19 protein-coding genes are annotated in these 24,042 nt (G+C 32.0%); 3 read left to right on the top strand and 16 right to left on the bottom strand.

Annotated elements, in window-relative coordinates; genetic code table 11:
• Positions 1 to 67: 67 nt before the first annotated feature.
• A complete protein-coding gene (locus tag CD121_RS08750) occupies positions 68 to 1,429 on the top strand; it encodes an FAD-dependent oxidoreductase (protein ID WP_029055944.1) in 1,362 nt (453 codons plus the stop codon).
• 64 nt (positions 1,430 to 1,493) lie between these two features.
• Here the strand turns inward: CD121_RS08750 and CD121_RS08745 are convergent, their stop codons facing one another.
• Complete coding sequence (locus CD121_RS08745) at positions 1,494 to 2,711, bottom strand: putative glycoside hydrolase (RefSeq protein ID WP_119622898.1); 1,218 nt, start codon at positions 2,709 to 2,711, stop codon at positions 1,494 to 1,496.
• Positions 2,712 to 2,868: 157 nt separating this feature from the next.
• Entirely contained in the window at positions 2,869 to 3,327 is a 459-nt protein-coding gene (locus CD121_RS08740; RefSeq protein WP_126567961.1) for a P-loop NTPase family protein, read from the bottom strand.
• A 155-nt stretch (positions 3,328 to 3,482) separates the two neighbouring features.
• Between CD121_RS08740 and CD121_RS08735 the strand changes: the two genes are divergently transcribed.
• Positions 3,483 to 4,373, top strand: coding sequence for a fructose bisphosphate aldolase (locus tag CD121_RS08735; RefSeq protein ID WP_017636636.1), 891 nt, complete (start codon positions 3,483 to 3,485; stop codon positions 4,371 to 4,373).
• 58 nt (positions 4,374 to 4,431) lie between these two features.
• Here CD121_RS08735 and CD121_RS08730 read toward each other — a convergent pair whose 3' ends face one another.
• The 14 genes from CD121_RS08730 to betB form a co-directional block, all read right to left on the bottom strand.
• Positions 4,432 to 5,010, bottom strand: a complete 579-nt coding sequence (locus CD121_RS08730) for a PadR family transcriptional regulator (protein ID WP_126567959.1) — start codon at positions 5,008 to 5,010, stop codon at positions 4,432 to 4,434.
• Between the two features lie 135 nt (positions 5,011 to 5,145).
• Complete coding sequence (locus tag CD121_RS08725; RefSeq protein WP_126567956.1) at positions 5,146 to 6,990, bottom strand: subtype A tannase; 1,845 nt, start codon at positions 6,988 to 6,990, stop codon at positions 5,146 to 5,148.
• 133 nt (positions 6,991 to 7,123) lie between these two features.
• Positions 7,124 to 8,005 carry a LysR family transcriptional regulator gene (locus CD121_RS08720; protein ID WP_046466963.1) on the bottom strand — a complete coding sequence of 294 codons (882 nt, stop codon included), beginning with the start codon at positions 8,003 to 8,005 and terminating at the stop codon, positions 7,124 to 7,126.
• A gap of 164 nt (positions 8,006 to 8,169) precedes the next feature.
• A complete protein-coding gene (locus tag CD121_RS08715) occupies positions 8,170 to 8,493 on the bottom strand; it encodes a YciI family protein (RefSeq protein ID WP_046466962.1) in 324 nt (107 codons plus the stop codon).
• Between the two features lie 31 nt (positions 8,494 to 8,524).
• Positions 8,525 to 9,964: a 6-phospho-beta-glucosidase gene (locus CD121_RS08710; RefSeq protein WP_119622846.1), complete on the bottom strand. Its 1,440-nt coding sequence runs from the start codon at positions 9,962 to 9,964 to the stop codon at positions 8,525 to 8,527.
• 127 nt (positions 9,965 to 10,091) lie between these two features.
• The gene (gene lqo / locus CD121_RS08705) at positions 10,092 to 11,585 is read right to left on the bottom strand and encodes an L-lactate dehydrogenase (quinone) (RefSeq protein ID WP_117239220.1); all 1,494 of its coding nucleotides are present in this window, start codon (positions 11,583 to 11,585) and stop codon (positions 10,092 to 10,094) included.
• Positions 11,586 to 11,841: 256 nt separating this feature from the next.
• Positions 11,842 to 12,666: a pyruvate, water dikinase regulatory protein gene (locus tag CD121_RS08700; protein WP_108000426.1), complete on the bottom strand. Its 825-nt coding sequence runs from the start codon at positions 12,664 to 12,666 to the stop codon at positions 11,842 to 11,844.
• Between the two features lies 1 nt (position 12,667).
• A complete protein-coding gene (ppdK, locus tag CD121_RS08695; RefSeq protein ID WP_119622844.1) occupies positions 12,668 to 15,298 on the bottom strand; it encodes a pyruvate, phosphate dikinase in 2,631 nt (876 codons plus the stop codon).
• 240 nt (positions 15,299 to 15,538) lie between these two features.
• Positions 15,539 to 17,128 carry an acyl-CoA synthetase MbcS gene (gene mbcS, locus CD121_RS08690; protein WP_070453027.1) on the bottom strand — a complete coding sequence of 530 codons (1,590 nt, stop codon included), beginning with the start codon at positions 17,126 to 17,128 and terminating at the stop codon, positions 15,539 to 15,541.
• Positions 17,129 to 17,301: 173 nt separating this feature from the next.
• Positions 17,302 to 17,775 carry an antibiotic biosynthesis monooxygenase family protein gene (locus tag CD121_RS08685; RefSeq protein ID WP_017636648.1) on the bottom strand — a complete coding sequence of 158 codons (474 nt, stop codon included), beginning with the start codon at positions 17,773 to 17,775 and terminating at the stop codon, positions 17,302 to 17,304.
• Between the two features lie 31 nt (positions 17,776 to 17,806).
• On the bottom strand, positions 17,807 to 18,016 hold the full coding sequence (locus tag CD121_RS08680; RefSeq protein WP_017636649.1) for a YozE family protein: 210 nt from the start codon (positions 18,014 to 18,016) through the stop codon (positions 17,807 to 17,809).
• Between the two features lie 388 nt (positions 18,017 to 18,404).
• A complete protein-coding gene (locus CD121_RS08675) occupies positions 18,405 to 19,580 on the bottom strand; it encodes an amidohydrolase (protein WP_126567954.1) in 1,176 nt (391 codons plus the stop codon).
• A gap of 156 nt (positions 19,581 to 19,736) precedes the next feature.
• Positions 19,737 to 21,446, bottom strand: coding sequence for a choline dehydrogenase (gene betA, locus CD121_RS08670; protein WP_126567951.1), 1,710 nt, complete (start codon positions 21,444 to 21,446; stop codon positions 19,737 to 19,739).
• 144 nt (positions 21,447 to 21,590) lie between these two features.
• On the bottom strand, positions 21,591 to 23,081 hold the full coding sequence (betB, locus tag CD121_RS08665; RefSeq protein WP_126567948.1) for a betaine-aldehyde dehydrogenase: 1,491 nt from the start codon (positions 23,079 to 23,081) through the stop codon (positions 21,591 to 21,593).
• Between the two features lie 379 nt (positions 23,082 to 23,460).
• Between betB and cudC the strand changes: the two genes are divergently transcribed.
• A complete protein-coding gene (gene cudC, locus CD121_RS08660; RefSeq protein WP_126567946.1) occupies positions 23,461 to 24,018 on the top strand; it encodes a choline uptake/conversion transcriptional regulator CudC in 558 nt (185 codons plus the stop codon).
• Positions 24,019 to 24,042 lie beyond the last annotated feature (24 nt).

Here is a 24,042-nt window from a genome sequence, read left to right as displayed (position 1 = left end):
ATTATCTGTAGACAAATTCAATATATAAACGCTTATATATATAAATACATTAGGAGGTAATGTAATAATGAAATATGTAATTGTAGGTACATCCCATGCAGGTTACGAAGTTATTCAAACTATTTTAAAAGAAGATAAAAATGCAGAAATAGAAGTATTCGAAAGTGGTGACAAACCTTCATTCCTTTCTTGTGGTATTCAAAGCTATTTAGAAGATGTATCACCTTCTTTAGATTCTTTACACTATGCAAACGAACAATCATACAAAGACCAAGGTGTTAATATTCATGTTAATAGTACTGTAACGGATTTAGATACAGATAATAAAACAGTTACAGTTGAAAAAGATGGCAATAGTTCAGAAGTATCTTATGATAAATTATTCTTAAGTCCCGGTGGTAAAGCCGTTGCACCACCTTTTGATGGTATAGATAAATATAACAACGTACTATTTATGCGTGGTCGCGAATGGGCAGATCAAATTAAAAAACGCATGCCTAATGCTAAAAAAGCTGTTGTAGTTGGTGGCGGCTATATCGGTATTGAAGCAGCAGAGGCATTTGCTAAAGCAGGTATTGAAACAAAAGTTATCGATGTTGCTGAACGTATTTTAAATACCTATTTAGATTCTGAGTTCACTGATATTTTAGAACAAAATAGTAAAGAACATAACTTAGAATTTATTGGCGGCGAATCAGTAAAAGCTTTAGAAGGCGACAATGAAGGTAATGTAAATAAAGTAGTAACTGATAAAAATGAATATGAAGCGGATACAGTATTAATAGCTGTAGGTGTTGCACCCGCTACTGAATGGTTAGACGGCAAAATTAAACTAGGTAATAAAGGTATTATCGAAATTAATCATAAACAAGAAACTTCAGCTAAAGATGTTTATGCTGGTGGCGATGCTACATTAGTACCATTTGCACCTATTGAAGAAGACCGTTATATTGCATTAGCTACTAATTCAAGACGTCAAGGTGTGACTGCTGCTAAAAATATGTTAGGTCATGACGTAGAAATGCCACGTGTCTCTGGTACTTCAGGGTTACAATTATTTGATTATAAATTTGGTCAAACTGGTGTTCATGGAACTGAAAAAGACAGCTATGATGGTAATTTAGGTGAAAAATATGTCAAAGAACTTATTAGACCTAAATTCATGCAAGATGAAACAGACATTCACATGAAAGTGATATTTGATGAAGATAGTCATAGAATTCTAGGTGCTCAATTAATGTCTAAAGAAGACGTCACAGAAGCAATTAATACTATTTCTATTGCAATCTCTGCTGGTTATACTTTAGAACAATTAGCAGTACAAGACTTCTTCTTCCAACCAGATTATGACCGTCCTTGGAACTATTTAAACGTATTAGCTCAACAAGCATTAAATGATACGTTCGGTAGCGATCAAATGTTATTCTAATTCAATATTATTGATTGTAAAATACCTCTTGTGGTTAATTGGCCACAAGAGGTGTTTTTAATTTCTACTTATTTTGTTTATCCTTTTGATAATCTTTATCTTGGTTTTCACCTTTTTTAGGATTAAAGTTAGCGCCTTCAGTATAGTCATTACCTGCATTCCATAATAAGAATTCATTCACACCATTGTCTTTTAAAGCTTGGACTTGATCAGATAATGCTTGTGCATCATATTCTTTATAATTTCCCTCTCCTAAATAAGAAGCAGTAAAGTCTTGAATCCAAGGTCTTGAAATTGGCTTTTTCTTACCTAATTCATCTAAAATACTATTTTCCTTTTGAATATATCTATTTACTGTTTTATATGGTTCTGTATCTGGCGCTTCTAATCCGAAATCGCCTGGACTCCAATGGGACGGATAAATCATTGAAGAAATAGCGTCAACATTTTTAGAGATTTTAGGGAAACTTTGTCCAATTCCTGGCGCATTTTTTACTAGTGCAGAATAACCAAAAACATCTGCAGATATTTTAACTTTATACGGTTTTAATTCTTTATGTGCATATTCTAAGTAATTTGTGACCGTATCTACACGTTGGTCACCTTTACTTAATTTACTGTTTTTATAATCGCCTTTATCATAATCTAATTGATCTGCTTCATTTTCAAAACCTTCAGGGAATCTAACATAATCATATTGAATATCTTGGAATCCGGCTTTTGCGGCTGCTTTTGAAATGTTTACATTATATTTCCAAACATCTTTGACAAATGGGTTAACAAAACTTTCTCCTTTGCCATTTTGCCAAACTGAGCCGTCCTTTTCTTTAAATGACCACTCTGGGTGTTCTTTAGCTAATTTAGTATCTTTAAATGTGACTATACGAGCAATGGGATAAATATCATTATCTTTCAATTTTTTCAATAATGGTTTTGCTTCTGCAATATCCATCGTATTTTTATCTATCAATTTATTACCTGTATTAAATTTCATAGTGACATTACCTTCGTCATCTTTAACATCGATAACCATTGCATTTAATTTTGCATCTTTTACATATTTAATCAATTGATCTATTTTCTCACCTTGTGTTGAATTACTCGTAACATAAATACCTTTAATACCATCTTTAGGGTATGCTACTTTATTCTTTTGGTTTGCTGTTTGTTCTGATTTATTAGTATCTTTATTATCATTGTTGCCATTATTGCTACCATTACTACAACCTGCGATAATTATTGAACTTGCTGCTAATGTCACCCATAATTTTTTATGATTCATCCCTAAACCCCTTATGTTTATTAAAAAAGATTTCTTAACCATTTTATGTTTTTAAACAATATATTAAATTAAAGAAAACTTTTCTTAATTATATATTAGCACATTGCATCATTTAATTTGTATTTTACATACATAAATTATCGGAAATAATTGTTGGTTATTTAATAATCCATAATTTCTCTGGATATTGACGTTTAATCGCTTTTATTTTTTCGTGATTTTCTTTAGGAAAGTCCCATATGTACTTTAGAAATTCTATACTCATTGTTTTAGGATTCGCACCGACATTTTTATTGGTTACAACGTGTTTGATATATCTTTTAACTGCTCTCAACATACACTTTAATCGTGTTTCTTGTAACCAAATTATTGTATCAGCCTTACACACTCTCATTTCTAAAGTATCTGTATAGTTTCCATCAATAATCCATTTATTTAACATTATTATTTTCTGAATTTTACTAATAAATTGTTGTTGGCTTATAGTTGAAATTGAATTTTTCCAAAATATGTCATCTAAATGATAAAGTGGTAAATTCATTTGATGGCTAAGTAGATTGCTTAAAGTTGATTTACCAGTTCCTGGACTACCAATGATTATTATTCTTCTACACATCATCCCCACCACCTTTACGAACATTATTATAAGTCGATTTTTTGACTTTATACTATTATAGTGTAATTTTCTTGAAATTTATAAGTTGAATCGCTTGAGAATCAGATTAATTTTTATCATACTGTAGATGAAAGTTAAGTTAAGGAGTGGAAAGTATGAATAAAGAACAATTAGAAAAAATGAAGAACGGTAAAGGCTTTATTGCAGCATTAGACCAAAGTGGTGGTAGTACACCTAAAGCTTTAAAAGAATATGGTATTAATGAAGATGAATATAGCAATGATGATGAAATGTTCAAACTTGTTCATGATATGCGTACACGCGTTGTAACTTCACCATCATTCTCAGCTGATAAAATTTTAGGTGCGATTCTTTTCGAACAAACTATGGATCGTGAAGTTGAAGGTAAATATACTGGAGACTATTTAGCTGATAAAGGTGTTGTTCCTTTCTTAAAAGTAGATAAAGGTTTAGCTGAAGAACAAAACGGTGTTCAATTAATGAAACCAATTGACGATTTAGACGACACTTTAGATCGTGCTAATGAACGTCATATTTTCGGTACTAAAATGCGTTCAAACATTTTAGAATTAAATGAACAAGGTATCAAAGATGTTGTTGAACAACAATTTGAATTCGCTAAAAAAATTATCGCTAAAGGTTTAGTTCCAATTATTGAACCTGAAGTAAATATCAACGCTAAAGATAAAGCAGAAATTGAAAATGTCTTAAAAGATGAACTTAAAAAAGGTTTAGACAATTTAGACAGCGATCAATTAGTTATGCTTAAATTAACTATCCCAACTCAACCTAACTTATATAAAGAATTAGCTCAACATCCAAATGTTGTACGTGTTGTAGTATTATCAGGCGGTTACAGCAGAGATGAAGCTAATAAATTATTAAAAGACAACGAAGATCTTATCGCAAGCTTCTCTCGTGCATTAGCTAGTGACTTAAGAGCTAGTCAATCACAAGAAGAATTCGATAAAGCATTAGGTGACGCAGTAGATTCAATCTATGATGCTTCAGTTAATAAAAACTAATATATTAATATAGAAAAGACACGTGATTAAATCACGTGTCTTTTTTTATTCTTATCTATTATTTAGTTAGTTGTTCTAATTTTTCTTTAGTTTCTTTAATAATCGCATCAAATTTTTCTTTTTTCTCGTTATCATTCATTGCTTGTTGTGATGCTTCACTAAATAATTTAAACACTTCATGTAGTTGTTTACGTGCTGCTTTCATTCCTTCAAAATCAGCATTTTTAAATTGTTCCATTCGTTTCTTAAAGTCTTCATTTTCAGGATTTTCTTCTAAAAATTGAGTACCTTCATCAGTAATAGAATATACTTTTTTATTTCCTTCTTTATGAATAGATACAAAATCTCTATCTTCTAACATTTGTAATATTGGATATACTGAACCTGGGCTAGGTGCATAGAATCCATTGAATCTTCCTTCTAAATCTTTAATAATTTGATACCCGTGTCTTGGTTCTTCTTGTAACATTTGTAAAATGACATATTGAAGATTTCCTTTTTTAAAAAATCTATCTTTGCCATTCATTTGTCTAAAGCCACCAAACTGTCCTGGTCCTCTACCAGGTCCTCCATTCATACCAAATCCTTCAAATCTTCTCATATGACCGTTCATTCTATTTTCATTTCTATTAAACATATTAATCACCTTTCTCTATTTCGATATATCAGTATCATAAACGATATATCGAAATAAGTCAACGATATATCGTTATTTTTTAGTATAAATTAAAACCTGAAACATCTATTTGACGTTTCAGGTTCAATTGTCACTTTATTTTTTATTATTTTTTTCTACCCATTTGATAAAATTAGTATCGCTATTTCCTGAAGTTTCTGCCATTGTATGGCCTTGATCCCATACAGTTTTGAAATCAACATTTTTATTTCCAACATACTGTTTTAAAGCTAATGACAGATTTGTTTCAGTATTTAATGCTGTATCGCCTTGTTGAATTCCCGTTCTGATTCTCCAATGTTTCGCAACATTTGATTTTCCATATCCTTTATAATAATTAGATAAATAGTACATCGGATTATACATATTCATACGTGTTTCTACAGATTGGTTAAGTTTATCTTTTTGTTTTAAGTCATCATTATAATTATCTACATATTTATTTTTCCAGCCACTCATTTTTGAATATTTACTTTGATTTTGTTTTAACAATTTAGCCGTTGTTTTATCAAAATGTAGTTTTGTATGATTACCATTTGTGCCAAATACATTATTTTCTGCTTGACTACGTTTTAAATCATCAAATGCTGGTACTGATTTAGATGGTGTTTTATAATATTTGGCAAAGTCTTTAAGACTAGTGATATGCGCTTTCTTAGTTTTCTTATTATAAGTGATCCATTTACCTTTTTTATTCAGATCTTTAAGATAAGCATCCATAGTTTTATATGTTTTGTTATTTGATTGAGAGCCCATTTTTGGCATAGCACCTTTACCTTTTGGCTTTTGACCATTAGATGGTGCCTTACTTTGACCCATTCCAGCTTGTTGATTATCTGTTTTCTTATAAGGAAACTTAGTATTATTTAAAAAGTCAGTAGCTGATTCTTCAACTTCTTTTTTTAGATATTTTGCATATGAACCTTCAGTATAATAACCTTGTTTAGATTTATTAAGTGATAATTTTTGTCCATTAGTAGTTAAATTTAATTTGTTGATATATGATCCATATGATTGAGCTAAATCATTAGATAATGCTTTTTGGAATGTTTTGTTTTTTCTACTATTGCTGTTTGTATATTGCCCCATTTGCCATTCATATGCTGCATCTGCTTCATCTAAATTTGTAATAGGACACCAAGACATTACACCGTCAATTTTATCGCTAATATATTTCCCTTTTTTATCAGTCATTGCTGCGCCAATTTTTTTCAAATATTTATAATATGTTTTACTATCTCCAGATGCTCCTGCAATAGCACTTTGTGCGCCACCACCACTGTGACCAAATGTGTAGACTTTTTCACTATTACCAGGTAATTCATTAGAATTAAATCTATAATAACGAATAGCCGCTTTCAAATCAGTAACTCCCCATGGAGCTCCATACTCATATGATTTATTAGATGAACTACTGGAACTATTTCCGATATTCATACTACGTCCTCTTAATCCAGCCTCTACATATATAAATCCGGCTTTCATATATTTTGAAATATTACTATATTTATATGAAGTTGGTGCACTTTGTTCAGCATAACCCGGTGTATTAACCGGATACACTAATGGTGCATTTTTAGCTGAATAACCATTTACTTTGTTTTCATTATTTACAGTAACAGTATATGTACCATCTTTATTTTTCTTACCTTTAAAATACGCAGCAGGAACATATATACCTAATTTTTCAACATTTTTAGCTTGAGGATGACTTACATAACTTATATTTAATTGATAATACACTTTATTTTTACTATCATATTTCCATTTTGTATTATCAATCTTTAATTTAGAGGATGCTTGTTTATAATCTTTAATTTTAGTATTTGAAACATTCACGCCTTTTGTATGAGTTTTACTTTGATTATCATCGTGATGATTTGACTCACATCCAGTTAGCAATAAACTAGCTGTTAACATTAGGGCTAGGGCTTTTTTCATATAAGTTTCCTCCTTTAATTAATATAATTTTAATCATAGCGAGGAAACTAAGCACTATCAATTCGATTTTAGAGGTGTTTGTATTCTGAATTAGAAACGTATATTAAGTCGTTGGTCTCTTGACTTACCTTCTTTAATTTTTTGAATATTGACGGGCAATAGACATAAAGTTCTCTAATTCTTTTGAATCTGGGCAGTCATGATGTAACTTACAATTAATATAAGAATCAATTTCCGGCTTCAATGGAATTAACTTGTAAGATTCATTTAAATAAAAACGGGCTTGATGCTCCATTATCAATGCAATACCTTCATTAATATTAACCATTTCTAATAAATTCTCCATTCGAGGAGCAGTAAATGAAATAATTGGATAAAATTGTTCTTTCTCACAACATTTGAGGAAGGCTTGGTGTTCTACTGTAAAATCAGGTGGCAAATAAAGTTGTTCATCTTTTAACATTTCTAATGATATTTCATCTTGGTTAGCTAAAGGATGTGTATTCTTAACAATTGCACAAAGTTGTTCTTTCATATATACAAAACTATTATTACTTTTGGCCGGAGAAAGTTCTCTAATAAAACTAATATCAAGTTTTTGTTGATCAATAGCTTGTTTTAATTCTATCTCCGAGCCTTCTGTAATTTTAAATCTAACCTTAGGATATAATTTCACACATTGAGATACCAATTCCGTAATACCATATTCAATCATCAAACGAGAAGCGCCCATATTTATTGTTACTATATCATCTACATCTTTTAATGAAAGATGTTTCTTTAATTCCTCTTCATTTTGACAAATTTGTTTAGCATAATGAAGAAATAGACTACCAGATTCAGTTAATTCTATCTTCTTATTAGTCCTATCAATTAAACGATGTCCTATATCATTTTCCAAAGCAGTCATATGTTTTGATAATGTTGACTGTGCTATAAACAATTCTTGTGAAGCCTTAAGATAATTCTCATATTTTGCAAGAAGTATAAATTCTTTTAAATGATTTATATCCATGAATAACAACTCCTTCAATTCGATATCTTTCAATAAATTATAAAGATATAATTGTGTTTTAATAATTATGAAAAATTATATACCTTATTAAAAAAAGATGGAACTAAAATAATTACAAATTCTAATTATTGTATAGTTCCATCTTCTATAATGTTATATATTTTTTAGTTGTCTTGATTTGTTGGAGGTGTTATATAGATATTTTCAGGATTCCCAAACATTGGTGTCCATTTTTCGATAGTATAATCTGATACTAATCCTTGTTTCCAAAATGGATCAGCTTTTAACAATGCCATTAATTGTGCTTCATTGTCTGCTTTGAGAACTAGATAAGCTTCTTTTTGATGATCATCATTATTTTCAATAGGCCCTGAAAGTAATAAATCTCCCGATTCAACAAGTTGATATAGATATATTGCATGATCTCTCACATGTTGTTTCCAATGTTCTATATCGGTGTGCACAAATTTTACTAAATAATAGGCCATCTTGCATCTCCTTTAATTTGCCATTATATTTCTATAAATCCTCACCATTGGTTTCAATCACGTGTTTATACCAATCAAATGAAGCTTTCTTAGTACGATCAAGTGTACCGTTACCTTCATTATCTCGATCAACATGTATTAAACCATAACGTTTTTTCATTTCTCCTGTTGTAAATGAAATGATATCAATAATACCCCAAGGTGTATAACCCATTAAATCTACGCCATCTTGATCAACCGCTTCAATTGAGGCTTGAATATGTTCTTTTAAATAATTGATTCGATAATCATCATGTATTTCTCCATTTTCATCAAACTCATCTACAGCACCAAAACCATTTTCTACAATGAATAATGGAATTTGATAACGATTGTATAATACATTTAATGTAAATCTAAGTCCTACTGGATCAATTGCCCAACCCCAATCACTTGTTTGAATGTAAGGATTTTCAACTGAATTAGGTAGTCCTCCATTAACGATATTATCTTCAACACTTGTTTCACTATCAGATTTAACAACAGTAGACATATAATAGCTAAATCCAATATAATCTACAGTACCTTCACGTAAAATTTGATCATCACCTTCTACCCAACCAATATCCATATTCTCTCGTTCGAACATTTTTGTAGCATAACCTGGGTAATAACCTCTTACTTGAACATCTGGGAAGAAGAATCTTAATCTACCAGCAATTTCTGCTTCCATCATATCTTTAGGGTTGCAACTATATGGATAAATTGGAACATGAGAAATCATAGCGCCAATTTCAAAATCAGGGTTAATTTCTTTACCAATTTTAACAGCTTTAGCGCTAGCAATAAGTTCATTATGTGCAACTTGATATAGCACTTCTTCTTTATTATCATCTTCTGAAAGTAATACTCCAGAATTCGTCCATAGGAAAATCGGATTATTTAAATCCATTTGGTTATTAATTTCATTAAAAGTCATCCAATATTTAACTTTATTTTTATAACGTTTAAATACAGTTTCTGCAAAATGAGCAAAGAAATCTGCTATTTTTCTATTTTTAAAACCACCATATTCTCTAGCTAAATGAAGTGGCATTTCAAAATGAGATAATGTAATAATTGGTTGAATATCGTATTTTAGTAATTCATCAAATAAATCATCATAGAATTTCAAACCTTCTTCATTAGGTTCTACTTCATCGCCATTAGGGAATATTCTTGTCCACGCAATAGAGGTACGAAGACATTTCAGTCCCATTTCACTAAATAATTTCACATCTTCTTTATAACGATGATAAAAATCGATACCTTCATGATTTGGATAATATTTATTAGGATCAACATCTTGTGTAATTTCACGTGCTTTACCATGTTCGCCAGCTGTCATGACATCAATAACACTAAGACCTTTTCCACCTTGATCATATCCCCCTTCAAATTGATTGGCTGCTAACGCGCCTCCCCATAGAAAATCTTTTGGTAATTTAGACATTTGTAAAACCTCATTTCTCTATTTATTGGTTTTATTATAACAATTTATTTTTCAAATTTTCGATAAAATAAACAAAAAACTCAACCAAAGTATTCGTTCAACTTTGGTTGAGTTATTCTATCTATTACTATTCGTAATAACCTAATTTTAGATCTTTTGAAGTTTGTTTACGGATTTTTCTCATTAATTGTTCATCTTCAATTAATGATTCACCGTATGAAGGAATCATTTTTTTGATTAATGGTTTCCATTCATCAGCATATTCAGCAAAGTTCTTTTCAAGTACTTCTAATGCTACTGATACTGAAGTTGATGCCCCTGGTGATTCACCTAATAATGCAATTACTGAGTGATCTTCAGAGTTTACTACTTCTGTACCAAATTGGATATAACCTTTACCGTGTTCTTCAGTATCTTTGATTACTTGAACACGTTTACCTGCTGTATAAACTTGCCAATCTTCATCACGTGCTTCTGGATAGAATGTACGTAAGTGGTTCATACAACCTTCTTTAGTCATAATCACTTGGTCGAATGAATATTTAATTAATGGTAAGTTTTTAACAGCAGATGCTAGTAATGTTGTAATATTATATGGTTTAACTGATTTGAATAAATCTAAATTTGAACCGTTTTTAAGGAATTTAGGACCTACATTCGCAAATGGTCCAAATAACAATGTTCTTTCACCATCAATATAACGTGTATCTAAGTGAGGTACAGTCATTGGTGGTGTGCCTGGTGGTTCTTTACCATAAACTTTGGCATCGTGTTGTTTAATCACTTCTGGATTTGTACAAGCGATAAATTGTCCACTAATTGGGAACCCACCTAAATGTTTACTTTCAGGGATACCAGTTTTTTGTAATAGTGGAATTGCTCCGCCACCGGCACCAATAAATACATAGTCAGTTTCTTGTTCAAAAACTTCACCAGTGTTACGGTTTTTAATTTTAACTGACCATTTACCATTAGATAAACGTTCAAAATCAATGATTTCATGATTATAATGAACATCTACATTGTCAGTTTCTTGAAGGTGTTGAGCCATTTTACGAGTTAATTCACCGTAGTTAACATCTGTACCTTCATTAATTTTACTTGCTGCCATGTAGCTACCATCATCTTGACGGCCTTTCATCATTAATGGAATCCACTTTCTCATTACATCAATATCTTCTGTGTATTCGATATTATCGAACATTGGGAAAGCTTTCATTTTTTCATAACGGTCTTTTAAGAACTTAACGTTATTTTTACCTCTTACAAAGCTAATATGAGGTAATGGGTTAATGAATGCACGTGGATCTTCAATGTTTCCAGTTTTAACTAAATGACCCCAAAATTGTTTAGAAATCTCAAATTGTTCGTTGATTTCTTTTGCTTTTTCAATATCAATTGAACCATCAGGTTGTTGAACAGTATAGTTCAATTCACAAAGTGCGGCGTGACCTGTACCAGCATTGTTACGTTCATTAGAACTTTCAATACCAGGACGGTCTAAACGTTCATATAAATGAATATTCCAGTCTGGCGCAATTTCTTTTAGCATTGAACCGAATGTTGTACTAAGTACACCGGCACCAATTAAAATTACGTCTTTTTTGTCAGACTTTGCCATTTTGTTCACCTCTCCAATATAATAAATACTTACACCAGTCCACTAAAACTGTATTTTCAATCAAAGCTCAATACAATTTTTCTAACAATCCATCTCGCAAACTAGTCTTCTATTATTATGTTAAATCAAGCTATCGGAAAAGTAAATTATTATTCTTTATAATAATAGAAATTGGTTTTGTTTATGATTATATTTTATTCACAAAAGCATGCAAATCTATATATTACTTTACTTCATTTCATAATAGTTTTAACTTTTAGTCTTTCTGTTGTAAAAACCTTTCGATATAAAATGCCGATTCTTCTATCGATTTGTATTCTGTATTAATCACAATAGCATTTAATTTATTAAATATTTCTTCAGCGTAGGACAGTTCCTTCTTAATTCTTTCTAAACTATTGTAAGTTGATGTTTTAGAAATACCTAAAGCTTCTGCACGATTTTTTCTAATATTGGCAATATAATTAGGGCTTGCTGTTAATCCAAATACTTTTAAATTTTTATGTTGAAATACACTTTCAGGAATTGTAACTTCAGGTACTAATGGTATATTAGCAATTTTGTAACCTTTATTAGCTAAATACATACTTAACGGTGTTTTAGACGTTCTAGAAACTCCGACAATTAATGCGTCCGCTTCTCCAATATCAGTAAAATGTTTACCGTCATCGTACTTCACAGAATACTCTATAGCTTCAATTCTATTAAAGTATTCTGTATTCATCTTACGTAACGCGCCACTTTCCATTAAAGGCGTAGATGTCGTATGTTTTTCAATCATCGTAATTAACTCTGACATATAGTCTATATATGATAATTGATGTTCGTTCGCGTATTGATGTCCTAATGCATTAAATGATTCATTAACTAATGTTGTAACAACAATGGCATTTTTTTCACGTGCCAATTCTAATACGTTAAGAAACTCCATCTCATCTTTAATATAAGGAAATTTCTTAATTTCTATTTGTGTTAAATCTGGAAATTGAGTTAGCGTTGCATGAATCATTCGCTGAGCTGTTTCCCCTATTGAATCAGAAACAATATAAATCGTTAATTCTTGTTCATTATGTTCTTTCACCTTATCTCTCACTTTCTTCAGCTTGACTCTGAGCTGTAGCTAAGATTGCCCCAGGCACGCGGAATGGAGAACATGAAACATAATCAATAGATAACTGATTAAAACGATGAATTGATTTAGCATCGCCACCTAATTCTCCACAAACTCCAATTTTAATAGACGGATTGACTTGTTTAGCATTTGTTACGGCTAAGTTAATCAATTGACCTACACCATCATTATCTAATGTTTGGAATGGATCAAGCTGTAATATGTTATTTTCAGTATACACGTTTATAAATTTACCTGCATCATCTCTTGAGAAACCATATGTCAATTGTGTTAAATCGTTAGTTCCAAAGCTAAAGAAATCACAATGTTGTGCTAATTGGCCAGCAATCAGGCATGCTCTTGGTGTTTCAATCATTGTGCCAATTAAATATGGTACTTTGCTATTCGTTTCATTCTCTAAATCATTGATTGTTGTAATTAATTGTTTTTTTAGTGTCGTAAATTCCTCTACTGTAGAAACTAGTGGAATCATAATCTCAGGTTGGGATTCTATTCCTTGTTGTTGAAGGTTAAATACACTACTCATAATTGCTTCTACTTGCATCTCATATAATTCAGGATAAGTGACTGCCAAACGACATCCTCTATGACCTAACATAGGATTGACTTCATTCAAATCATTGATTCTTCTTTTTAAGTAATCAGTTGAGACATCTAATTGTTTGGCTACAATTTGAATATCTTCTTCTGAAGCTGGTAAAAATTCATGTAATGGTGGATCGAGTAAACGTACAATTGTTGGACGGCCATCCGATAATTTAAAAATAGATTCAAAATCTTCTATTTGATATGTTTTAATTTTGTTTAATGCTTCAACACGTTCTTCATAATTTGACGCTAAAATAAATCTTCGCATTTCTACTAGTCGTTCAGCTCCAAAGAACATGTGCTCTGTTCTTACTAAACCAATACCTTTAGCATTAAATTCATAACCAGATTTAATATCTTGAGGTGTTTCAGCATTCATGCGTACTTGTAACCTAGCAGTTTCTTCAGACCACTGCATAAACTGTTCAAATTCATCGCTATGTTCTGCACTTACTGTTTCAATTCCCCCTAGATATAAATCACCTGCACTACCATCTACTGATACAATATCTCCTTCATGTAAAACATCACCATTAGGATAATTTACAGTTTTATTCACTGTATCTATCTCTACGTCAGAACATCCAGTAACACAACATTTTCCCATACCTCTTGCAACGACTGCTGCATGAGATGTCATTCCACCATGAGTTGTTACTATAGCTTCACTAGCTACCATTCCTTCTATATCCTCTGGAGATGTTTCAGGTCTCATTAAAATCACCTTATTACCACTTTCTGCTTGTTCTTTAGCTTCCTCCGCAGAAAATACGAGTTGACCTGTAGCAGCCCCTGGACTGGCTGGAAGTCCCATTTTAGAAATTACAGTCGCCTGCTTTAATGACTCTTCTTTAAAGTTTGGATGTAAAAGTGTTTCAATTGATTTAACATCTACTTGAGTTACTGCTTCTTCTTTAGATATAAGACCTTCATTAACTAAATCAACTGCAACCTTTATTGCTGCTCGTGCCGTACGTTTACCATTACGTGTTTGAAGTAAGTATAGTTGTCCATTTTCAATAGTAAATTCAATATCTTGTAAGTCTTTATAATGTGTCTCTAATTGTTTTGTTACTTTGACAAAATTTTTATGTACATCAGGCATTTGGTCTTTTAATGTATTAATATCTTGTGGTGTACGTATACCTGCCACTACATCTTCACCTTGTGCGTTTAATAAATACTCACCGAACAATTTATTTTCTCCAGTGACTGGATTCCTAGTAAACGCCACACCAGTACCACTTTGTTCTCCACTATTACCAAACACCATTTCTTGTATATTTACAGCTGTACCTATGTCATGAGGAATATCATTCAAATCTCTATAGACACGTGCACGATCATTGTCCCAAGATTTAAATACTGCTTCAATTGCTTCTTTTAATTGCTTATAAGGATCTTGAGGAAATGGTTTACTACCATACTCCATATAAATATCTTTATACTTTTCACATATATGTTTTAATCCATCGGCAGTAATATCTGCATCTGACTCAAATTGATGTTTCTTCTTATAGTTATCAAAATATGTATCAAATCGATTCATTGGTACGCCGTATACAACGTCACCAAACATTTGTAGTAAACGACGATAACAATCATATGCAAATCTGGCGTCATTAGTTTTATTTGCAAGTTTTTCAACGTTTTCGTCATTTAATCCTAAATTTAAAATCGTATCCATCATCCCAGGCATCGATATTTTTGCACCACTACGCACTGATACAAGTAATAAGTCTTCTTGAGATGAAAATGACTTACCTGTTCGATTTGAAAATGCGTTTAAATGTTCTTGTAATTGTGATGTCACATTATCAGATAACTGTCCACCTTGTTTCAAATAGTCAATACATGCTGCAGTTGTAATAGTAAAACCATCTGGAACTGGTAATCCTAACCGTTTCATTTCAGATAAATTCGCACCTTTACCTCCAAGTAAATCTTTCATAGTCTTATTACCTTCATCAAATGCATAAATTAATTTTTCCATAAATAAGCACCTCTCTTAATATGTCATACTAATCATTTTAGAGTATGTCATATTAAGCTAAAAAAGACAAGATTTATATGTAAACGTTTTCTATTAGTTAATAATATTGTCATAATTTGGTTATAAAACATTCTTAAATTAGAACTGTTTAAATATTAATATTATTTTGGTTAAATGTGTCATACTAATATCTATTAAAAAAGACACCACTTTAATTAAAGCGGTGTCTAATGTACTTATTTATTCATGTTGTTGATTATATTTTTCAATTTCTGCATCTCTTAATTCTACACGTCTGATTTTACCTGAATTAGTTTTAGGTAAATCTTCTACAAATTCAATAGAACGCGGATACTTGTATGGTGCAACTTCATTTTTCGTAAATGTTTGAAGTTCTTTAATTAATTCTTCAGTTCCTTCATATCCATTTTGAAGAATAATAAATGCTTTTACAATATTACCTCTCAATTCATGAGGGCTTGCAACGACAGCACATTCTTTGACAGCTGGATGATTTGTTAAAGCATCTTCAACTTCAAATGGTCCAATCGTATAGCCAGAGCTAATGATAATGTCATCTTTACGACCTTCAAACCAGAAATAACCATCTTCATCTTGGTGTGCTAAATCTCCAGTAACATAGTAATCGCCTAATCTTGCTGAAGCAGTTCGTTCTGGTTCTTTATAGTAACCTTTAAACAGTGCAGGTAAGTCTAATGGGACTGCAATATTACCTTTAACATTGGCTTCTACTTCATTACCATCGTCATCAATAATTGTTGTATAACTTCCTGGTATAGATTTACCCATTGCTCCAGGTCGAGGTGCTGTATCTTTCAGGAATCCAATTAATAATGTACTTTCTGTTTGACCATATCCATCTCTAACAATAATATCAAAATATTTTTTAAACTGTTCTACAACTTCTCTATTTAATGGTTCACCTGCAGAAACTGCACTATGCAAATGTTCTAAATTATATTCATCAAGATTTTGTAGTTTAGCCATCATACGATACTCTGTAGGTGTACAGCATAGGACGTTAATTTGATAATCTTGTAATAATTCTAGATATGTTTCTGGTTTAAAACGACCATTATAAACAAATGCTGTTGCTCCAGAACCTAAAGTTGATAAGAAAGGACTCCATACCCATTTTTGCCATCCAGGTGCAGCAGTTGCCCAAACTAAATCATCTTCTTTAATACATAACCAATGTTTAGGTGCCATTTGTAGGTGGGCATAACCCCAACCATGTGAATGAGTAACTGCTTTTGGGTTTCCTGTAGTGCCTGATGTATAAGATAATATAGCAACATCTTCACGAGATGTGTCTGCTGCTTCAAGTTCATCACTAACACTTGCTTTTTCTTCCTCAATCGAAATCCAATCTTCGTGTGTATCACCAACGATAAATTTAGTAAGGCTTTGATATTCTTTTAATCCTTCAAATTCCTTAATAAATTTTCCAAATGAAATAACCGCATCAATTTCTCCATGACTTACACGATATTGTAAGTCTTTTGTACGTAACATTTCAGAACTTGGAATAATGGCAATACCTAATTTTAAAGCTGCAATGTATAATTCATAGGTAGCAATAGCTCTTGGCATCATAATTAAAACTTTGTCACCATATTTCAAACCATGCTTTTTAAATATATTACCTACTTTATTAGCATTTTTTATTAATTCCTGATAAGTCACTTCTATATGATCATGTTCTGAATCACGATAAATGATTGCTTTTTTAGATGCGTCTGAAGCATATTGTTCGATTGCAGATGTAATATTGTATTTTTCTGGTGCTAGTAAATCAGTTTTTTCCATTATATTACTCCCTTTCCTTAACATTCACTATTATATTATCAAATGTATAATCTCATTGATATATTTTACTCTTTAGTATCTATCTACTAAACTAAAATGATCTTTTATAATAAAAAAAGGACGGATCCGAAATAGCATTTACATAAAATGATTTCTATCCGCCCTTCTATGATTTAAAATATATCTTCATAATCTAGCATTTGTTTTTTCAAATCTTCTAATTCTATTCTAATGTTATATGACAAATCACGATTCACAATTTGATTATCAACGCCTTGTTTAGTACCTCGTTTACGATGTGTTTGTGCGTATTCTGATGAATTTTGCCAGTCATAAAACGCTTGTCTCGATTCCCATAATGTAACAATAATATAATGTCTATGATTTGTTCGAGGTTTAAGGAAGCGCAATGCTTTAAACCCTGGTACATCTTGAAGGTGTTTTTGACGTGATAAGAATTTATCTTCAAATTGGTCTTCTTTATCTTCATTTACAAATAAATGATTGAGCACACAAAATGTATCATTTGATAATTGATTAATTGATTCTAAAATATCATAATATTGTGCATCATTATTTTTCTCAATCATAAATTCATCATTAGATTCATTCATTTTATACGTTTTATAATAATCATTTAGTAACATATTAGTTCCTTCATTCTAATTCATTTTACGTTTAAATATTTTGTTCATATATTGAAAGTGATCTTTTAACTATTTCTAGTATTTCATCATCTAAATTTGTTATTTGTTTAAAATAATTTAAAATATTCTTCGCTAATTTTTCTTCTTTTGGAAATTGTACATCTTTATCAACCCAAGCGGCTAGTTCTCCTAGAGGTGTTTGGTCTCCAGTAAATCCTTGTATAAACTCATAAAACGTCACTAAATCACCTCTTCTTACTTAATATATTAATGATATCACGAATTAGTAAATAAAACACCAATCAAAATTAAATAGTCTAATATATTTTTCTATTTACAAAATAATGACGAAATTAATTAGTTCGTTTTTATATCATAAATTTCTCTTTAATACATTAGTTATTGATGTCTCGTTCATCAGTTTGCTTAATGATTTAAACAACGTTAAATATAAGTTTAAACATGGGTTTGATAAGTTAAAATATTAAAACTTATAAGCGCAATAGTCATATGTATGAGTAGCCCGCCAGTACTAATAGCAACATAGCACATAAGAGTGCTGTTAGACTGACGGGCATACTTATTATTTTAATTTACATATTTTAATCTGTAATTTATAGTCATCTATCTTAATTTAAATAGTCTAATACAACAGTACCTACTGCTTCAGCAGCAACTAACATAGATGATTCACTAATATTAAATTTAGGGTGATGGTGTGGATATACTTCGCCATCTTCTGGTGCTGCTCCTGAATAAATAAATGTACTTGGTAGTTCTACTGCATAAAATGCAAAGTCTTCAGAAGGTGGTTGTGCTTCACATTCTTCAACACCTTGAATATCTGTTCCTTCTGCATTTTTAATTGTTTCAGCTACATAAGATGTGAATTCTGGATTGTTATATAATGCAGGGTAATCTTTGTTAAATTCGAAATCACATTTTACGCCAAATGAAGCTTCTAATCCTTCAACAAGATGTGTTAATTCTTTTTGAATTGTATCTCTTGTATCATCGGTAAGCGCACGCACGTCACCTTCAATTTCGATAGTGTCTTTAATCACATTGAATTGACCTTTACCATCGAAAGAACCAATTGTAACGACACCAGTTTCAAATGGACTTAAACGTCTAGATACAACTGTTTGTGCAGTTGTTACAAAGTTAGATCCTGCCACAATTGCGTCATTTGCCATGTGAGGTGATGAACCGTGACCGCCTCTACCATGAACTGTTAATTTAAAGTAAGCACGACCTGTTTGTACAAATTCTGGTTTGTAAAAAATTTTTCCAGCTTCCATTGTACTCATCACGTGTACACCTAATACATGATCCACGTCATCTAAAACACCGTCTTTAATCATACCTTGCGCACCGCCTGGAGGCATTTCTTCTGCTGGTTGATGAATGACGATTACTTTACCGCTAAATTGATCTTTCATTTCAATTAATGTTTCGGCTAAAATAAGCATGTAAGCTGTATGTGCATCATGTCCACACGCATGCATAACACCATCATTTTTAGATGCAAATGATAATCCTGTTTCTTCTTTAATAGGTAGGGCATCAAAATCTGCACGAATTGCTAATGTTTTGCCAGGTTTACCACTATCGATAGTTACTTTGACACCATTTGGTCCCACATTTGTTTCCAATTTACAATCTTTATCTTTATAAAAGTCAGCAATATATTTTGGTGTTTCTTCTTCATGGAAGGATAATTCTGGATGTTGGTGAAGATGTCTTCTAATTTCTATCATTCGATCTTCTTTTTCGCGAAGTTTTTCTACTAACGTATTACTCATAAAATCCTCTCCTTTATCTATACATCTACATTATAATATGTTATTCCCGTTTATTGTTGTGTCACACTTTTATTGACTAAAAATGACATAAATTTAGAAAAAAATCACTCCAATATGAGCATTGTCATATTGAAGTGATTGAAATCATATAATTAATTAGTGCTTATAAAATGGATCGTTTTCTTTAGCGCCTGCCATTTCATCATGTACACCATGTTTATAATAATCTACATATTGAGGTTCTAAAGGTTTTCTACCTCGAATAATATCTGCAGCTTTTTCAGCTAACATAAGTACTGGTGCATGGATATTACCGTTAGTTGTTCTAGGCATAGCAGAAGCATCTACGACACGTAAATTTTCCATACCATGTACTTTCATAGTAAGTGGATCAACAACTGCCATTGGATCTGATGCTGGTCCCATTTTAGCACTACATGATGGATGTAATGCAGTTTCTCCGTCTTTACGCACCCAATCTAAAATTTCTTCATCTGTTTGTACAGAAGGTCCAGGTGAAATTTCTCCTGCATTAAATGGATCCATCGCTTTTTGAGATAAGATATTTCTTGCAACTCGAATAGCTTCTACCCATTCACGTTCGTCTTCTTTAGTTGAAAGATAATTAAATACTATACTTGGCTTTTCAAATGGATCTTTAGATTTAATTTTTAAGCTACCGCGTGAATTAGAGTACATAGGTCCAACGTGTACTTGATAACCGTGCGCTACTGGTGCTTTTTGACCATCATAGCGAACTGCGATTGTCAAGAAGTGGAACATTAAGTTAGGATAGTCTACTTCGTTATTTGAACGTACAAATCCTCCACCTTCAAAGTGGTTAGAAGCTGCTGCACCTTTTCTAGCAAAAATCCATTGCAATCCAATAAATGGCATACGTTTTACATCTAAACTAGGTTGTAAAGATACCGGTTCTTTACATTCATGTTGGATATACACTTCTAAATGATCTTCGAAGTTCTCCCCAACACCAGGTAAATGAACTCTAGGTTCAATACCTTTAGATTTTAAGAATTCTGAATCACCAATTCCAGATAATTGTAGCAATTGTGGTGTATTAAATGCGCCACCTGATAAAATAACTTCTTTGGCATTGATTGTTCTTTCTTTGCCGTTTTTCTTATAAGTCACACCTGTAGCTCTTCTACCATCAAAGTTAATTTTTGTTACGAATGCTCTTGTTTCTACATCTAAATTTTTACGTCTCATTGCAGGTCGTAAATATGCTCTTGATGCAGACATACGGCGTCCGTGATGAACTTGGCTATCAAATGGTCCGAAACCTTCTTGTCGGAATCCGTTTACGTCTGGTGTTTTATGATATCCTGCTTCAACCCCAGCATCAAAGAATGATTTGAATAATGGATTCGTTGCAGGACCTCGTTTTAATTTAATTGGTCCATCATGACCTCTGTATTTATCATAAGGCGCTGAACCATATGCTGTTTCTAACTTTTTAAAGTATGGTAAGCAATGTGCGAAATCCCAAGTTTCCATACCTTCTGGTTCTGCCCAACCTTCATAATCCATTGGGTTACCTCTTTGGAAGATCATTCCATTAATTGAACTTGAACCACCTAACACTTTACCTCGTGCATGGTCAACTTTGCGTCCCATGTGTGGTTCTTCTTCAGTTTGATAAATCCAATCATATAAAGGATTTCCTGAAGGGAACATTAATGCTGCTGGCATTTGAATAAATAAATCCCAGAAATAGTCACTGCGTCCCGCTTCTAATACTAATACATTTTTATCTTTATCTTCACTTAATCGTGCACCTAAAACTGAACCTGCACTACCTCCGCCAATGATAATGTAATCATATGAATCATGTTTTCTACTCATCACAAATAACCTCCGAAATTAATTTTTTTAGTTTTTATATTCATCTCTTTCATAGTTATCTTGAATCGTTCTTACATATGTAAGAGGCCGAATGACCTATTAAGTAATAGCGTATCATTCAAACCTCTGAATAACTGTTATGTTTTATTTACTAAAGAAGTTAACCGGTTCTGGGTTTGTATTAGTTAAGATATGTTTAGTAGATAAATACTCTTCTAAGCCTTCTTTGCCAAGTTCTCTACCAATACCTGATTGTTTATATCCACCCCATGGTGCTTGTGCAAAGTAAGGATGGAAATCGTTAATCCAAACTGTACCTAATTTCAATTTATTAGCTACACGTTGTGCTTTACCAATATCTTTACTAAATACAGCACCTGCTAATCCATATATTGAATCGTTAGCTAAACGAATTGCTTCTGCTTCATCTTCAAATCCTTCAACAGTAACAACTGGTCCAAATACTTCTTCTTGCACTATACGCATAGATGTATCGCAATCTGTAATTACCGTAGGCTCGAAGAATAATCCATCTTGTAAATCTTCTCTTTCAGGACGTTTGCCACCTATAGCAATTGTTGCACCTTCATCTTTTGCAATTTGCATATAATTTTCAATTTTATCTCTATGTTCTTGAGAAATAACTGGTCCCATTTCAGTATCATCATCAAAGCCATTACCTAGTTTAATTTTACTAACGCGATCTATAAGTTCTTTTTCAAATTTTTCTTTGATATCGTTGTGAACTAAAATTCTAGAACCCGCTGAGCATACTTGACCAGCGTGGAAGTAACCACCATTTAATGCTTGGTCTACTGCTAATTCAAAGTCAGCATCATCAAAAATAACATTAGGGTTCTTACCACCAAGTTCTAAAGCTACATTAGTTACGTGGTCTGCAGCCTGTTTCATAATATGTTTACCTGTTTTAATGCCACCTGTAAATGACACTAAATCTACTTCTTCATGACCTGACATGACGTCACCAATTTCAGCACCTGAACCTAATACTAAGTTAATTGTACCTTTAGGAAATCCTACTTCTTCCATTAGTTCAAAGACACGAATTGTTGTTAATGGCGTAATTTCACTTGGTTTCATTACTAATGAGCAACCTGTTGCTAAAGCCGGTGCGATTTTCCAAGATGCTTGTAATAAAGGATAATTCCATGGTGTGATTTGAGTCACTACGCCTACTGGTTCTTTAACAACTTTACTTTCTGAATTTGGAATTGGCGTATTGATAATTTCTCCGCCATCTTTATCTGCTAAACCAGCAAAATACATAAATACATTATGGATGTCATCCATATCTGCATATGACTCTTCCAATGTTTTACCAGTATCTAGTGTTTCTAATTTAGCTAATTCGTCACGATGTTCTTTAATTTTATCTGCAATCGCTCTGACTTTTTGACCTCTGACTTCACCTGTTTCTGAAGATAACTCGCCATCTTCAAATGATCTTCTTGCAGCTAAAATTGCTAGTTCTACATCTTCTTTTGTACCTTCAGCTACTGTAAAAATAACTTCTTGATTATATGGATTAATAATCTCTCTCGTATTTTTATTTGAGCTGTCTACCCATTCACCATCAATGTATTGGCGATTAGACAAGTTCTTTACAAGTTCCATCAAATGACCTCCGTTAAGTTTGTTAAATTTTTATTTAACGAATTTTACAGAATTATGTTAGCATAGAAATTGAAAATATGTCAATTTATCAAAAAGGTCTGGAGAATAAAGTATCACTCCTATTCTTAATAGGTTAGTGATACTTACGCATTAGCTTTAGCTAAGGTGTTCCTTTTTAATCTCAGCAGATTCGAATTGGTGAGCAATGGGATGATAAAGCAATCTTTTCACATATTCATCAATAAATAATGATAATATATAGTCTTTTTTCATCTCTTTAAAATAAAATATATAAAATGTTGGCATATAAAAAATGAAATCATGTTAAATTTGTTGTGATACGTGGTAAAATAAAATAATTATTATTGGAGGTACAGTCATGACACAATCGAATAACTACTCATCTCAAGTCGAGCAAGCCAAAGACTTGGTCATTAATTCCATTGGAGAAACTATGGATTTATATGGAAGTAATCGTAGTGTCGGCAACCTATACGGTATCATGGTGTTTGAAGGAAGTATGACACTTGATGAAATGCGACAACAACTACAAATGAGTAAACCTAGCATGAGTGCAGGGGTTAAAAAATTACAAGAATATGATATCGTCAAACAACAATTTACAAGAGGTAGTAGAAAGCAACACTTTATCGCTGAAAAAGATTTCTTCACTTTCTTTCGTAATTTCTTCACTAAAAAATGGGAAAGAGAAATTGACACTAATATGGAAGCTGTTAAAGATGCGGAAACACTTCTAAAACCGCTACTGGATAACAACGATTTAACTGATGAAGAACGTCAAGACATTAATAAAGTCAAAGCACAACTCGACCATTCAAAGGTTTATTACGAGTGGTTAGCTCAGCTTAGCGAAGCCTTAGAAACCGGTGAAATATTTAAATACTTCCCTATTCCAGAACATAATGATGGTAAATAAAAATCAGCCTGGGACATAAATCAA

This window comes from Staphylococcus pasteuri (assembly GCF_003970495.1).
GTDB classification, from domain to species: Bacteria; Bacillota; Bacilli; order Staphylococcales; family Staphylococcaceae; genus Staphylococcus; species Staphylococcus pasteuri.
The sequence above is the reverse complement of the archived record's forward strand: the minus strand, read 5'-3'. Positions and strand labels throughout refer to the sequence as shown.

Excerpts from the sequence above, each read along its gene's own strand:
- CD121_RS08750 (WP_029055944.1), top strand. The coding sequence starts at position 68 with ATGAAATATGTAATTGTAGGTACATCCCATGCAGGTTACGAAGTTATT.
- CD121_RS08745 (WP_119622898.1), bottom strand. The coding sequence starts at position 2,711 with ATGAATCATAAAAAATTATGGGTGACATTAGCAGCAAGTTCAATAATT.
- CD121_RS08740 (WP_126567961.1), bottom strand. The coding sequence starts at position 3,327 with ATGTGTAGAAGAATAATAATCATTGGTAGTCCAGGAACTGGTAAATCA.
- CD121_RS08735 (WP_017636636.1), top strand. The coding sequence starts at position 3,483 with ATGAATAAAGAACAATTAGAAAAAATGAAGAACGGTAAAGGCTTTATT.
- CD121_RS08730 (WP_126567959.1), bottom strand. The coding sequence starts at position 5,010 with ATGTTTAATAGAAATGAAAATAGAATGAACGGTCATATGAGAAGATTT.
- CD121_RS08725 (WP_126567956.1), bottom strand. The coding sequence starts at position 6,990 with ATGAAAAAAGCCCTAGCCCTAATGTTAACAGCTAGTTTATTGCTAACT.
- CD121_RS08720 (WP_046466963.1), bottom strand. The coding sequence starts at position 8,005 with ATGGATATAAATCATTTAAAAGAATTTATACTTCTTGCAAAATATGAG.
- CD121_RS08715 (WP_046466962.1), bottom strand. The coding sequence starts at position 8,493 with ATGGCCTATTATTTAGTAAAATTTGTGCACACCGATATAGAACATTGG.
- CD121_RS08710 (WP_119622846.1), bottom strand. The coding sequence starts at position 9,964 with ATGTCTAAATTACCAAAAGATTTTCTATGGGGAGGCGCGTTAGCAGCC.
- lqo (WP_117239220.1), bottom strand. The coding sequence starts at position 11,585 with ATGGCAAAGTCTGACAAAAAAGACGTAATTTTAATTGGTGCCGGTGTA.
- ppdK (WP_119622844.1), bottom strand. The coding sequence starts at position 15,298 with ATGGAAAAATTAATTTATGCATTTGATGAAGGTAATAAGACTATGAAA.
- mbcS (WP_070453027.1), bottom strand. The coding sequence starts at position 17,128 with ATGGAAAAAACTGATTTACTAGCACCAGAAAAATACAATATTACATCT.
- CD121_RS08685 (WP_017636648.1), bottom strand. The coding sequence starts at position 17,775 with ATGTTACTAAATGATTATTATAAAACGTATAAAATGAATGAATCTAAT.
- CD121_RS08675 (WP_126567954.1), bottom strand. The coding sequence starts at position 19,580 with ATGAGTAATACGTTAGTAGAAAAACTTCGCGAAAAAGAAGATCGAATG.
- betA (WP_126567951.1), bottom strand. The coding sequence starts at position 21,446 with ATGAGTAGAAAACATGATTCATATGATTACATTATCATTGGCGGAGGT.
- betB (WP_126567948.1), bottom strand. The coding sequence starts at position 23,081 with ATGGAACTTGTAAAGAACTTGTCTAATCGCCAATACATTGATGGTGAA.
- cudC (WP_126567946.1), top strand. The coding sequence starts at position 23,461 with ATGACACAATCGAATAACTACTCATCTCAAGTCGAGCAAGCCAAAGAC.